Source organism: Marivita sp., from assembly GCF_051859345.1.
Taxonomy (GTDB): domain Bacteria; phylum Pseudomonadota; class Alphaproteobacteria; order Rhodobacterales; family Rhodobacteraceae; genus Marivita.
Map to the genome: position 1 here is coordinate 16,863 of NZ_JBHYFV010000029.1, position 13,911 is coordinate 30,773.

The following is a 13,911-nucleotide window of genomic DNA, read 5'->3' on the forward strand; positions in this document are numbered from 1 at the left end:
GATGACGCAATCAGACTTCGGTCTTTTCCAGGAACGGCAACGCGGCAGCTTTATTCGTCTTCGCACGATGATCTGGCTGCGCTGGTTTGCGATCATCGGGCAACTGACCGCCATCACACTGGCACAACAGCTGTATAGCCTACAGCTTGAGCTGGGTTTGTGCTATTTGGCTGTTGGCGTGTCGATTGTGGGCAACCTGATCGCCATCTTTGTCTTCCCCGAAAACAAACGCCTGAACGAGGCCGAGAACTTCTTGATGGTTCTGTTCGACCTCCTGCAATTGTGCTTTCTGATCTATCTGACCGGCGGCCTTCACAATCCCTTCACGATCCTCATCCTTGGCCCCGTGATTGTCTCGGCCACGATCATGTCGCTGCGGTCCACGATCATCATCGGGGCCACTGCTCTTACGCTTGTGACGCTGATGGTTTTCTTTCACCTGCCCTTGCGAACAGAGCAGGGGTTCATCATGCGCATCGCGGATGTGTTCGTGTTTGGACAATGGACCGCCATTACCATCGCGGTTGTGTTCCTGTCCCTTTATGCACGGCAGGTCACGGAAGAGATGAATTCCATGGGCGACGCCGTGGTGGCGACACAGATGGCGCTCAGCCGCACCCAGATGTTGAACAACCTCGGAGGTGTGGTCGCAGCTGCGGCGCATGAGTTGGGAACACCTTTGGCAACGATCAAGCTGGCCAGCGCCGAATTGATGGAAGACCTGGAGGACCAGCCCGATCTGCAGGATGACGCCCGCCTGATCCGCGAACAGGCCGATCGCTGCCGGGATATTCTTCAATCAATGGGCCGGGCGGGCAAAGAAGACCTGCACATCCGCTCCGCTCCCCTGATTGAGGTCATCCGCGAGGCAGCGGAACCCCACCTGAACCGTGGCAAGGATGTTCTCATCGATGCGCAGGGCGAAAGCGAAGACGACTTTGACCCGCCCATGGCGCTGCGCCGCCCCGAGATTATCCACGGCATGCGCAACCTGATCCAGAACGCGGTCGATTTCGCCCGCGCAACCGTCTGGATCGAAGCCCGCTGGACAGAAAATATGGTCTCGGTGCGGGTCATGGATGACGGGCCGGGCTATCCGACCAATATGCTGGGCCGCATCGGCGATCCGTTTGTGCGCAACCGCCGTACGGACCGCGACCGCAGTGCGCGCCCGGAATACGAAGGCATGGGTCTGGGTCTGTTCATCGCGAAGACGCTGCTGCAACGCTCGGGGGCGGAACTCAGCTTTGCCAACGGTGCTGATCGTGTGAATGGATCTTCGAAACGTCGGGGTGCCATTGTCGAAGTGGTCTGGCCGCGCGATGCGATTGTCCCGGCGAGTCTTGCCAAAGGCGAAGGCATTGGCGAAAATCCGTCTTTCGAGCCTTAGAAAAGCAATCTCATAACCTTAACGGTCCGTTAATCATCTCGACATTCAATAGCCCTGAAGAAGGTATTGGGTGATCAGATGGATTCTATATTCTGGATTTCGGTTCTGATCGGCCTTGGATGCGCCGCTCTGACCGTTGCAGGCCTTGCCTACTTGGCATGCAGACCGACCAGAGATCTTCTGCCCCATCACGACGAAACCCTTTCACTCCTGTTCAAAGGGAATCGCCTTGTTGACGCCGACAATGCAATTTGGCCTCTGCTGCCTGACACGGCCACCGCGCCAGATTGGCCAAACGTGCGTAAGGCTCTGTTGCCCTATGTCCCCAATTTGCCTGGTACCTTGTCTGAACTCAGCCTTGATTCTGCCGCCACCGGGGTCGGTTTGACGATAGAACCGCATGACACGGGATATCGGCTGACGCTTTATCCCCTTCCCGACCAGAAGAAAGACTGGTTTCAGGCCAAACAGAACGAAATCGCCGTGGCCCGCATGCAGCCTGCTTTGATCCATGCACCCGACCCGATGTGGAGCGTCGACCATAAGGGCGATTTCATTTCAGGAAACGATGCGTTCCATCGCTATGCCGATGCCTACGGTGGCGCGCGCGCTTTTGTCGATCATATTGACGGGTTGCTTGGCCATCCGGATGGTCTGCGCTCAAAGCGTATTAAACTCTCTGCGCCTGAGCTGGTTCAAGCCCGCAAATGTTGGCTCGAAGTGACCCCACAGGAAACTGAAACCGGCGTGCTTTACTTTGCGACCAGTATTGATGCGGTGGTGCGCGCCGAAGAGGCCCAGCGCAACTTTGTCCAGACCTTGTCCAAGACCTTTGCCAATCTGACGACCGGACTGGCGATCTTTGACCGGGATCGGCGGCTTGCCCTGTTCAATCCGGCCTTGATTGACCTGAGCGGTGTATCCGTCGAGTTTCTGAGCAGTCGTCCCGCACTTTTCGAATTCTTCGATAAACTGCGCGAAAAGCAGGTCATGCCGGAACCCAAGAATTACGATGATTGGCGCGAACGCATGGCCAAGCTTGTCGCGGCAGCCAGCGACGATCGGTTTCGCGAAACATGGAACCTTGCCGGGGGTCAGACCCTTGACGTTACCGGGCGGCCGTATCCGGACGGAGCCATCGCGTTCCTGTTCAACGACATCACGGCAGAAGTGTCTCTGACACGGGGGTTTCGGACCGAATTGGAAACGATGCAATCCATGCTGGATGCCATGGAAGACGCTTTTGCCGTCTTCAATCAGCAAGGCGTTCTGACACTCTGCAATGCCGCTTACAAACTGATGTGGAAGGTGGACCCAGACACCTGCATCGCCGAATCTACAATCATGGATGCAACACAGGAATGGAAATCGGCCTTTCACCCAACACCGGTCTGGCCGGAGCTGCGCGACTACGTCATCAGCACCACAGAACGGGCCAGCTGGGACAGCGAACTGCGCGCGAAAGATGGGCGCGAGGTGGTCTGCAGGATTGATCCGATCTGCTATGGTGCCACGCTGATCCGCTTTTGCCACGCGTCCAGACGCCGCGACACATCCTCTGAAAAAGACGGGCTGCAGATCGTTTCCGCCTAAGCGTTTGGTTTCCAATCTTGCGACCCGGGACAGGGCAGGTAAACATGCCGCCATGACCCATCACAGCGCGGCCTTCACCTCGACCTCTCCTGACAAGACCGCACAGCTTGCCACACGACTGGGCGCACAGCTGAAAGCGGGGGATTGCGTACTTCTTGAGGGCGAAATCGGCGCCGGAAAAAGCCATTTCGCGCGCGCTTTGATCCTGTCGAAACTGGCCGAGCCCGAGGATGTTCCCTCTCCAACCTTCACCCTTGTCCAGAGCTATGATCTGCCAGACTGCGAATTGTGGCACGCAGACCTGTACCGGTTGCCTGATCCGGATCAGATCATCGAACTGGGTCTGCTTGACGCTTTTCAGACCGCGATCTGCTTGATCGAATGGCCAGATCGGCTGGGCGACCTGACACCGGCAAACGCTCTGTCGCTTTGCTTTGAAGACACACATCGGAATGACACACGACAGATCACACTGAACTGGACGGACCCTTCCTGGAACGACCGGGTCAAGAAGGTTCTACCATGAATGTGGACTCATTCCTTACCCGCACTGGCTGGGGTGATGCAGACCAATATCCGCTTGCCGGGGATGCGTCTTCAAGACGCTATATCAGGCTCTGTTCGGGCCCAAAACGCGCGATCTTGATGATTGATCCGCAGGACGATACCCCCCGCTTTGCGACAATTGCCACGCATCTGTCATCCCTTGGTTTCTCCGCGCCCGACATCCTTGACCGGTCCGACGGACTCATGCTGCTCGAAGACTTTGGTGATGCACAATTCGCGCGGGTCATTGCAGATGCGCCGGATATGGAAATCCCGCTCTACGAGGCCGCAACCGATGTGCTTTGCCATCTTGAGACCGAGCCACTGCCCGAGGGTCTCCGCACTGCAACACCTCAGGTTCTGGGTCAGATGATTGAACCTGCATTTACCCACTACCTTCCCGCATTGGGTATCACGCCCGACCAATCCGCCGACAAGATCACAATGCGACTGACCGATCTCCTGGAACGTCATCTGCCACAGGAAACTGTCCTTGTCCTAAGGGATTTCCATGCCGAAAACATGATCTGGCTTCCGGAACGGTCCGGCGTTCAGCGGGTTGGACTATTGGATTTTCAAGACGCGCTTATTGGCCCGCCGATCTATGATCTGGTTTCCATGCTTCAGGATGCCCGCCGCAATGTGACGACCGACTGTCAGATGGTCACGATCAGACACTATCTGGGCGCAACTGGCCGATCTGCGGATACCGTCGTGCCGGTCTTCAACCTGCTTGGCATCCAGCGCAATCTGCGCATCCTGGGCGTATTCGCGCGACTGGCAAAGCAGGCGGGGAAATCTGGGTACATGTCTCTGATCCCGCGAGTCTGGGGCCATATCAGAACAAGCCTCGCCACCCCTGTCGCCGAAGAGTTGGAGCCTCTGGTTCTTGACCTCTTCCCAGAGCCAACACCGGCCCTTCTCAACAAGGGGGCCACCTGATGTCGGACGCCATCATGCTGTTCGCCGCCGGGTTCGGGACGCGTATGGGTGATCTGACCAAGGATCGGCCAAAGCCGTTGGTCCCTGTTGCGGGAAAGCCCTTGATTGACCATGCCATGGCATTTGTGCGCGATATCGCTCCGTCTGCGATCGTCGCCAATGCGCATTACAAGGCAGATCAGATCGTAGAACACTTTGCCGGAACCAACGTGCAGGTTTCCATCGAAACGCCAAAGATTCTGGACACCGGAGGTGGACTCAAGGCGGCGTTGCCCCTGTTGCAGTCCGACGTTGTTTTCACAATGAACACGGATGCCGTCTGGGACGGTCCAAACCCGCTTTCGGTATTGAAATCGGCATGGACGAACGGCACGCAGGCCTTGTTGTTGTGCATCCCCAACGCAAACGCAATTGCCCATTCCGGAAAGGGTGATCTGAACATCGACGACGCGGGTTGCGCCACTTGGGGTAGCCAAACAATCTACTCGGGTGTGCAGCTTATTCGAACAGAACTCGTCTCTGACACACCACAAAACGTGTTTTCACTGAAACAGATCTGGGAACAGCTTGAGCAGGCCGGACAACTGCGTGCAGTGGTCTATCCCGGCAAATGGTGCGATGTCGGACACCCAGATGGTATCGCGATGGCCGAACAGATGCTGGGATATGCGAATGTTTGACCCAACCGGAACACCCAGAATCTTTGCCCTGCCGTCGGGCGCCGATTTTGCAATGGAACTTGTGCGGGGTCTCAAGGCGCGCCTTGTTGATCGCCCTCCGGAAGCTATGGCGCGGGTAGAATTGATCCTGAACACGCGACGGATGCAGCGGCGGGTCGAATCCGTGTTTGACCAATTCGGCGCCGGCTTCCTGCCGCGCATCCGTCTTATCACCGATCTGGCCGATCCTGTCGACAAGGCCCGTCTGCCCAAACCCGTCCCGGCGCTGCGCCGTCAGCTTGAACTTGCGGAATTGGTTGCGCGGTTGATTGATCTCGACCCCAGCCTTGCGCCACGATCGGCCATTTACGATCTTGCCCAAAGTCTTGGTGCGCTTCTTGATGAAATGCAGGCCGAAGGCGTGACCCCAGACGACATCGCGGCATTGGATGTCACCGATCAGTCCGGACATTGGGAGCGGGCGCAAAGATTTCTGCAGATTGTCACGCATTATTTCGATCCGAATTCAGAGGAGCCAGACGCCGCCACCGTCAATCGCCTTGCCCTGACCAACCGGCTGAATCGCTGGCACGAGGCGCCTCCGACACATCCGATCATCGTCGCCGGATCAACCGGATCACGCGGATCGGCCTTTCGGTTGATGTCGGCCGTCGCACGCCTGCCCCAGGGGGCCGTTGTTCTGCCAGGATTCGACACGGATATGCCCCAAGACGTCTGGAATGTGCTGCGCGATAACGTGCGCAACACCGAGGCGATGCAAGGCGAAGATCACCCGCAATTCCGCTTTGCGCGACTTATGGATGCCTTGGACATCCGGCACGATCAAGTAGTGGCCTGGACAAGGACACCACCTCCGAACCCGGCGCGCAATGCGCTGGTTTCGCTTGCCATGCGCCCTGCCCCTGTCACCGATCAGTGGCTGTCCGATGGACCAAAATTGCCCCCTCTGAAGGAGGCAATACAGTCTCTGACCTTGCTTGAAGCGCAATCTCCACGCGATGAAGCGCGCGCGATTGCGCTGCGTCTGAGGCAAGCCGCCGAAGACCAAACCAGCGCCGCGCTGATTACGCCGGATCGCATGCTGACACGTCGTGTCACGGCGCTGCTGGATCGCTGGGGTATCCTTCCCGATGACAGCGCGGGGACACCGGCGCAACTGACGGCCCCCGGTCGGCTTTTGCGCCATATCGCGCAACTTCGGGTGAACGGCCCGACCGCTGACGCGCTGCTGACGATCCTCAAGCACCCCTTGTGCCATATTGGCGCGGATCGGGGACAACACAGGCTTTGGACATCCGAGCTTGAACTGTTCATCCGCAAGACCGGCGTGCCCTTTCCTGATCTGCCTCAACTCATGGCGTGGAAAGGGGCGGACGATGCGCAGGACTGGCTGGCATGGATCGACAGATATCTGCTTCAGCCGGCCCTTACGGCACAGCAAGCCCTTGTAGAGCACGTCGTTCAGCACATCGCACAGGCCGAAGCGACATGTGCCGGTTCCACCAGCACCGATGCGTCAGAACTATGGGCGAAAGAGACGGGCAAAACGTGCCGACAGGTATTTGACGATCTGACCGAAAACGCCGGGTATGGCGGCACCACGACCGCTCGGGATTACGCCGACCTTGTGGATGGCGTCTTGCGGGGACAAGAGGTGCGCGACCGTGATGCACCGCATCCGCATATCCTGATCTGGGGCACAATCGAAGCTCGGGTGATGGGTGCGGACCTGGTGATCCTCGGGGGATTGAATGAACATTCCTGGCCGGATGCTCCTCCAGCAGACCCCTGGCTCAATCGACAGATGCGGCAGCAGATCGGCCTTCTCTTGCCAGAGCGGCGGATTGGGTTGTCCGCGCATGACTTCGAACAGGCCATCGGCGCGAAAGAAGTTTGGCTGACGCGGGCTGAACGGTCCGAGGATGCAGAGACCGTTCCATCACGCTGGCTCAACCGGCTGACCAACCTGATGCTTGGCTTGTCACAGATCGAAGGGCCGGATGCGCTTCGGGAGATGAAAGACCGCGGCGACCATTGGCTTGCCCTTGGCCGCGCTTTGGAAACGCCGATTGTCACCCCGCCCGCGCGACGGCCCTCACCGGTGCCGCCGGTGATCGCGCGGCCCGATGAATTGTCAGTCACCAACATCGAAAAACTGATCCGCGATCCCTATGCGATCTATGGTTCAAAGATCCTGCGCCTTCGGCAATTGCACCCGATCCAACATGCCCCCAACCCAATGCATAGGGGTACGGTCATTCACAAAGTGTTCGAAGACTTCGTCTCTGATACGGCCCAAAACCCCGATCTGATCACCGAAGAGCGTTTGCTGTCGACCGCGCGCGACATTCTGAACGCACAGGTGCCCTGGCCCACAGATCGCATCCAATGGCGGGTCCGCATTGAAAAGATTGCCCGCTGGTTTGTTCACAACGAACGCAGACGCCAGTCAGGCGCGCGGCCCGTCCTGTTTGAAAAGAAAGGGCGAATGGACATTGCCAAGCCTCCTTTCCGCATCACCGCCAAAGCGGATCGGATCGACCTGAACGACAGGGGCGAAGCGTTTGTTTACGATTACAAGACCGGGACGGCCCCCACACCGGACCAACAGACACAGTTCGATGTGCAATTGCTGGTCACCGCGGCGTTGATTTGCGAAGGCGGCTTTGCAGACCTGAGCCCAAGAGGCGTGGCGGAGGCATGTTACATATCGCTCTCGGGTGACGGAAAAGAAGTGCTGGCACCGCTTGAGGATAGCCCACCTGAACGCACCATCGCGATGCTGATCAAACTGATCGAGGCCTATCGCGATCCCGAAACGGGCTACACGGCGCGCAACAAGATGCACAAAGACATTTTCGGGTCTGATTATGACCAACTTTCCCGCTACGGGGAATGGGATGCGTCGGACACGGCGCAGAAGGTATTCCTCGCATGATCCGCAACGACGCCACAGAAGCCCAGGTCCGCGCGGCTGATCCCTTTGCCTCGACATGGCTTGGGGCAAATGCCGGATCGGGCAAGACGCGGGTTCTAACCGACCGCGTGGCACGGCTTCTCTTGGGCGATGCCCGCCCGGAACATATCCTGTGTCTGACCTTCACCAATGCTGCTGCCAGCGAAATGCAGAACCGGTTGTTCAAGCGTTTGGGCGAATGGGCGATGCTCGACAACGACGCGCTGATCGCCCAGTTGCAGGAGTTGGGCGAAGACCGGGAACGCCTGACAACCGACTTCTTGTCCCGCGCCCGGACCTTGTTCGCGCGCGCCATCGAAACACCCGGTGGCCTTCGTATCCAGACGATCCACGCCTTCTGCGCCTCGATTCTGCGTCGGTTTCCGCTTGAGGCTGGCGTCAGCCCGCAGTTTCAGGAAATCGACGACCGCGCCGCGCAATTGTTGAGGGAACAGATCCTGGACGACATGGCCAGTGGTCCCGAGGCTGATCTGATCGCGGATATCGCGCATATTGCGGCACAAAATCCGCTGCAGGAACTTGCGGATCGGATCGTCCGACATCGGGACGGTTTTGCGCCAGCACTGGCGCGCAAAGATCTGTTGAAACGCTACGGTCTTTCGGAAACCGACACGATCGAAATGGTCGTCGCCCAAGTGTTTTCCGGCGACGAACAGGCATTTTTGGCTGGGTTGGTCCCTGATCTACGCTCTGGCGTCGGCATGGACAACAGCTTGGCCGATGCAATTGAATTTGCCCAATCCGGAGGCATTGATGGATTGATCGCGCTGGAAAGCGTGGTATTCACTTTGAAGGGGGATTTGCGCAAATCGCTTCCACCCTCGACGAAACTGCGCAAGGGACCGCTGGCCGCAAGCGTCACTCGTCTTGAAGACCTTTTTCAACGGGTCGAAGCCGCCCGAGACACCCGCCTTGCGCTTGAGGCGGTGTCGCGGGACACGACCCTGCACCGGTTTGCCGACGTGTTTCTGAGGCGCTACGAGGCCACGAAACAGGTGCGCGGCTGGCTTGATTTCGACGATCTGATCACACGCACCCGAGCGCTTCTCACGGATAAGCAACAGGCCGAATGGGTGCTCTATCGTCTTGATGGCGGTATAGACCACATCCTTGTCGATGAGGCGCAGGACACCAGCCCGGCGCAATGGGACGTGATCAACAAGCTTGCTCAGGAGTTCACATCTGGTGAAGGCGCGCGCAGCGGGGTGCAACGCACGATCTTTGTTGTCGGGGACAAGAAACAGTCGATCTATTCCTTTCAGGGTGCCGACCCGCAGGAATTCGACCACATGCGCGCGGCGTTTCGCGATCAGATGCAAGCGACCGACGCCCCGCTTCAAGACGGCCAGCTAAGCTATTCCTTCCGGTCTTCTGTTCCGATCCTGCGGCTTGTCGATCAACTGTTCAAAGGCCGCGACAAAGCGGGTTTTCTGGCGGATCAGACTCACATTTCGTTCCACGATCAGGTGCCCGGTCGGGTCGATCTTTGGCCGCTTGTCGAACCTGCCGAGGACGACAGCGAAGACTTGCCCTGGGACACTCCGGTCGATCGAGTCAGCCCGACACATCACAATGTCGTTCTGGCGCAGCGGGTGGCGCGGTTTATCGACGGCACGTTGAATGCCGGAACCGCGGTTCCGATTGGCGAAAAGAACGGCACGATTGAAACCCGCCGCATCCACGCAGGGGATTTCCTCATTCTGGTGCGCAGCCGAGGCGCGCTTTTTCATGAAATCCTGAAGTCATGTAAAGCGCTGGGCCTTCCCATCGCCGGGGCAGACAAACTCAAGGTCATGGCCGAACTTGCGGTCAAGGATCTGCGCGCGCTTTTGGCGTTTCTGGCGACACCCGAAGACAGCCTGTCTCTGGCCTCTGCCCTGCGATCACCGCTTTTTGGACTGGACGAACAGGCCATCTTTGATCTGGCACACCGTCGCAAGTCCCCGCATCTTTGGGAAGAATTGCGCAGGCGTAGAAACGATTTTCCGCAGATTCTCGAGGTTCTCGACGATTTGCGGGACCAGTTGGATTTCCTGCGTCCCTACGATCTGCTCGAGCGCATCCTGATCCGTCACAATGGGCGGCAAAAGCTGATCGGGCGACTGGGGGAAGAGGCCGAAGATGGCATTGACGCCCTTCTCAATCAGGCGCTGGCCTATGAGCAAACCGACATCCCGAGCCTGACCGGTTTCCTGCATTGGATGGAAACCGATGAAATCGAAATAAAGCGCACTGTGGATAGCGCCGGCACGCGCATTCGGGTGATGACCATCCATGGTGCAAAGGGGCTGGAGGCCCCCGTCGTGATCCTTCCGGACACCCACAAGAAGCCGTCTCAATCCAGCAAGGAAACCTTTGTACTGGCCGACGGTCACGCACATTGGCGAGGGTCCGACAAAACTCGCGCCACGTTTCAGCGCACAGCCCTTGAACACGCCAGGCAAGCCGAAGAAGAGGAAAAAGACCGCCTGCTTTACGTTGCCCTGACCCGTGCAGAACGCTGGCTTGTCATCGCGGCAGCCGGGGCACCGGACAAGAGTGCAGAAAGCTGGCATGACCGCATATCGGCAACGTTAGAGACATGTGGCGCAGTCCCGAAGGCCTTTGATTTTGCGGATGACGGACCCCAATCCGGACTGCGCCTTGATCACCTCGCTTGGCCCGGCGCACTAAAACAGGCCCCAGCCCACAGCGCGCCATCGGCCCTTGCCCTACCAGTCGTGTTCCAGACGGTTGCGACCCGCCCAGACGAAGCCCCGAAGGCGTTGAGTCCCTCTGACCTTGGGGGCGCAAAAGCGCTTTCGGGGGCCGATGGTGATCTGAGCGAAACCGCGAAAGAACGCGGCACGCTTATTCACTTGCTTCTCGAAACCTTGCCCTCACTTGCGGCAGAGGATCGGACGCGCGTGGCCAAATCCCTGATCGGGGACCATCCCTTGGCGGATGAAATGATCAACGAAGCACTGGCCGTTCTCAATGCTCCTGCGCTGCTTCCTTTCTTTTCCGATACTGCGCTGGCCGAAGTGGCCGTCACCGCACCGGTTTACGCGCTACAAGACTCACCTTTGCACGGAATCATCGATCGATTGATCATCACTGATTCCAAAGTCACGGCCGTTGATTTCAAGACCAATCGCACCGTCCCGACTTCTGAAGACCAGACACCGGAAGGTCTGCTGCGTCAGATGGGCGCCTATCATGCGATGTTGGGGTCGATTTATCCCGACAAAAAGATCGAAACCGGGATACTCTGGACCCGGACAGCCACCTATATGCCGTTGTCAGAAAAGCGGGTCACACAAGCTCTCGTGAGGGCACGCCACCTTGACGCCCCCGCAGAGGGTACATAGTCTCCTGTTCCGACACAAACATGCGCATGAGCCGCAAGGAGACCCCCAATGTCCACCGTCGCCGTAACCGATGATACCTTCGATGCCGAAGTCAAGAATTCCAGCGTTCCAGTCGTCGTAGACTTCTGGGCAGAATGGTGCGGCCCCTGCAAACAGATCGGCCCAGCACTTGAAGAACTGGCCGCCGAATATGGCGACGCGATCAAGATTGCCAAGGTGGATGTCGACAACAACCCCAACACTGCCGCCGCCATGGGTGTGCGCGGGATTCCGTCACTGTTCATCTTCAAGGATGGTCAGGTCGTGTCCAACAAGACAGGCGCCGCCCCGAAAGCCGCGTTGAAGGGTTGGATCGACGAAAGCATCTGATCGCAAACAGATTTCACGCAAACGCCCGGCCCAATGCGCCGGGCGTTTTGCGTTGAAGGGCTTGTGTGATCCGGTGGGTCGGCCCATATCGTCACAAAAGGCAAAAAGGACATCCCATGGCTGACAACGACTTTCCCGGCTGGCATGGCACCACGATCATCGGCGTCCGCAAAGGCGGCAAGGTGGTGATTGCGGGCGATGGGCAGGTCAGCCTTGGCCAGACCGTCATCAAGGGCACCGCCCGCAAAGTGCGTCGCATTTCCCCCGGTGGCTATGATGTGGTTGCCGGCTTTGCCGGATCGACTGCTGACGCGTTCACATTGCTGGAACGGCTTGAGACCAAGCTCGAGGCGACTCCCGGTCAGCTACAGCGGGCAAGCGTTGAACTGGCCAAGGATTGGCGGACCGACAAGTACCTGCAAAAGCTGGAAGCGATGCTGATCGTGTCGGATGGCAAGGATCTTTATGTCATCACCGGCGCAGGGGATGTTCTTGAGCCCGAACACGACGTGACCGCCATTGGATCAGGCGGGAACTATGCCTTGGCTGCCGGACGCGCGCTGATGGACAGCGACAAGGACGCCGAGGAAATCGCACGCGCCGCCATGGCAATTGCATCCGACATCTGCGTCTACACCAACGGCAACCTGACGGTTGAGACGATCAGCGCTTGAACCGCTGATCCCCTCCCGCCGCCGATAAGGATACCCAATATGACCGACCTCACCCCCCGCGAAATCGTGTCTGAACTGGACCGCTTCATCATTGGCCAGAAAGACGCAAAACGCGCTGTCGCGGTTGCACTGCGGAACCGCTGGCGGCGCAAGCAGCTGAGCGATGATCTGCGCGAAGAGGTGTATCCCAAGAATATCCTGATGATCGGACCGACCGGCGTCGGCAAGACCGAGATCAGCCGCCGTTTGGCCAAGCTTGCCAAGGCACCGTTCATCAAGGTCGAGGCGACCAAGTTCACCGAGGTGGGCTATGTCGGCCGCGACGTGGAGCAGATCATCCGGGACCTGGTGGATTCCGCCATTGCAATGACCCGTGACCAGATGCGCGAAGAGGTCAAGTCCAAGGCCCATGAAGCCGCTGAAGAGCGTGTGATCGAGGCGATAGCGGGCGAAGGTGCCCGTGAAGGCACCCGCGAGATGTTCCGCAAAAAGCTCAAGGACGGGTTGCTGGATGACACCGTGATCGAACTGGATCTTCTGGACACATCAAGCCCGTTTCCGACAATGGATATTCCCGGCCAACCCAACATGGGTGGCGGAGGCATGATGAATCTGGGCGACCTTTTTGGTAAAGCCTTTGCGGGGCGCACCACCCGCAAGCGCATGACGGTTGCGGAAAGCTATGAAACGCTCATCGCCGAAGAAGCGGACAAGCTGCTTGATGACGAACTGGTCAAGACACTTGCATTGGAAGCGGTCGAACAGAACGGCATCGTGTTTCTTGACGAGATCGACAAGGTTGCGGCCCGTCAGGAAACCCGCGGCGGCGACGTCAGCCGCGAAGGCGTGCAGCGCGATCTTCTTCCTTTGATCGAAGGCACCACTGTCAGCACCAAGCACGGGCCGGTGAAGACCGATCACATCCTCTTCATTGCCTCGGGCGCATTCCACATTGCGAAACCGTCTGATTTGCTGCCAGAACTTCAGGGCCGCCTGCCGATCCGCGTCAACCTGCGCGCGCTGACCGAAGAGGATTTTGTGCGTATCCTGACAGAGACAGACAACGCCCTGACGCTGCAATATACCGCCCTGATGGCAACGGAAGAGGTGACCGTGACCTTCACCAAAGAAGGCATCGCCGCGCTGGCCAAGATCGCTGCGGACGTGAACCAGTCGATCGAGAATATCGGGGCACGGCGGCTGTACACCGTCATGGAACGCGTGTTCGAGGATCTGAGCTTTGACGCGCCGGACAAACCCGGAGAGCAGGTCACCGTGGATGCCGACTTTGTCGAGAAGCATCTAGGCGAACTGACCCGGTCAACCGATCTGAGCCGCTACGTCTTGTGATCGGTGTGCCTCGGAAATGAGACACACCATGCACATAAAA

At 58.3% G+C, this 13,911-nt stretch carries 10 protein-coding genes; all 10 read left to right on the forward strand.

Annotation, left to right across the window (positions count from 1 at the left end; translation table 11 throughout):
* Position 1: 1 nt before the first annotated feature.
* Positions 2–1,390: a sensor histidine kinase RegB gene (gene regB, locus ACTIEN_RS16270; protein ID WP_439524203.1), complete on the forward strand. Its 1,389-nt coding sequence runs from the start codon at positions 2–4 to the stop codon at positions 1,388–1,390.
* Between the two features lie 342 nt (positions 1,391–1,732).
* Positions 1,733–2,983, forward strand: coding sequence for a PAS-domain containing protein (locus tag ACTIEN_RS16275; RefSeq protein ID WP_439524204.1), 1,251 nt, complete (start codon positions 1,733–1,735; stop codon positions 2,981–2,983).
* A 52-nt stretch (positions 2,984–3,035) separates the two neighbouring features.
* Positions 3,036–3,509, forward strand: a complete 474-nt coding sequence (tsaE, locus tag ACTIEN_RS16280; protein ID WP_439524205.1) for a tRNA (adenosine(37)-N6)-threonylcarbamoyltransferase complex ATPase subunit type 1 TsaE — start codon at positions 3,036–3,038, stop codon at positions 3,507–3,509.
* On the forward strand, positions 3,506–4,471 hold the full coding sequence (locus ACTIEN_RS16285; protein ID WP_439524206.1) for an aminoglycoside phosphotransferase family protein: 966 nt from the start codon (positions 3,506–3,508) through the stop codon (positions 4,469–4,471). Before tsaE ends, ACTIEN_RS16285 begins: the two co-directional genes overlap by 4 nt.
* Positions 4,471–5,151 (forward strand): nucleotidyltransferase family protein, encoded by a 681-nt coding sequence (locus tag ACTIEN_RS16290; RefSeq protein WP_439524207.1) that lies wholly within the window; start codon positions 4,471–4,473, stop codon positions 5,149–5,151. Before ACTIEN_RS16285 ends, ACTIEN_RS16290 begins: the two co-directional genes overlap by 1 nt.
* Complete coding sequence (addB, locus tag ACTIEN_RS16295) at positions 5,144–8,089, forward strand: double-strand break repair protein AddB (RefSeq protein ID WP_439524208.1); 2,946 nt, start codon at positions 5,144–5,146, stop codon at positions 8,087–8,089. Before ACTIEN_RS16290 ends, addB begins: the two co-directional genes overlap by 8 nt.
* Positions 8,086–11,478, forward strand: a complete 3,393-nt coding sequence (addA, locus tag ACTIEN_RS16300) for a double-strand break repair helicase AddA (RefSeq protein WP_439524209.1) — start codon at positions 8,086–8,088, stop codon at positions 11,476–11,478. The genes addB and addA overlap by 4 nt, the downstream gene beginning before the upstream one ends.
* 48 nt (positions 11,479–11,526) lie before the next feature.
* Positions 11,527–11,847, forward strand: coding sequence for a thioredoxin (gene trxA, locus ACTIEN_RS16305; protein ID WP_439524210.1), 321 nt, complete (start codon positions 11,527–11,529; stop codon positions 11,845–11,847).
* A 116-nt stretch (positions 11,848–11,963) separates the two neighbouring features.
* The gene (gene hslV, locus ACTIEN_RS16310) at positions 11,964–12,521 is read left to right on the forward strand and encodes an ATP-dependent protease subunit HslV (protein WP_439524211.1); all 558 of its coding nucleotides are present in this window, start codon (positions 11,964–11,966) and stop codon (positions 12,519–12,521) included.
* Positions 12,522–12,560: 39 nt separating this feature from the next.
* Positions 12,561–13,871: an ATP-dependent protease ATPase subunit HslU gene (gene hslU, locus ACTIEN_RS16315; protein ID WP_439524212.1), complete on the forward strand. Its 1,311-nt coding sequence runs from the start codon at positions 12,561–12,563 to the stop codon at positions 13,869–13,871.
* Positions 13,872–13,911 lie beyond the last annotated feature (40 nt).

Bases quoted from the DNA above. Each gene is read 5' to 3' on its own strand.
- addB (WP_439524208.1), top strand. From the start codon at position 5,144: ATGTTTGACCCAACCGGAACACCCAGAATCTTTGCCCTGCCGTCGGGC.
- trxA (WP_439524210.1), top strand. From the start codon at position 11,527: ATGTCCACCGTCGCCGTAACCGATGATACCTTCGATGCCGAAGTCAAG.
- hslV (WP_439524211.1), top strand. From the start codon at position 11,964: ATGGCTGACAACGACTTTCCCGGCTGGCATGGCACCACGATCATCGGC.
- ACTIEN_RS16290 (WP_439524207.1), top strand. From the start codon at position 4,471: ATGTCGGACGCCATCATGCTGTTCGCCGCCGGGTTCGGGACGCGTATG.
- addA (WP_439524209.1), top strand. From the start codon at position 8,086: ATGATCCGCAACGACGCCACAGAAGCCCAGGTCCGCGCGGCTGATCCC.
- regB (WP_439524203.1), top strand. From the start codon at position 2: ATGACGCAATCAGACTTCGGTCTTTTCCAGGAACGGCAACGCGGCAGC.
- hslU (WP_439524212.1), top strand. From the start codon at position 12,561: ATGACCGACCTCACCCCCCGCGAAATCGTGTCTGAACTGGACCGCTTC.
- tsaE (WP_439524205.1), top strand. From the start codon at position 3,036: ATGACCCATCACAGCGCGGCCTTCACCTCGACCTCTCCTGACAAGACC.
- ACTIEN_RS16285 (WP_439524206.1), top strand. From the start codon at position 3,506: ATGAATGTGGACTCATTCCTTACCCGCACTGGCTGGGGTGATGCAGAC.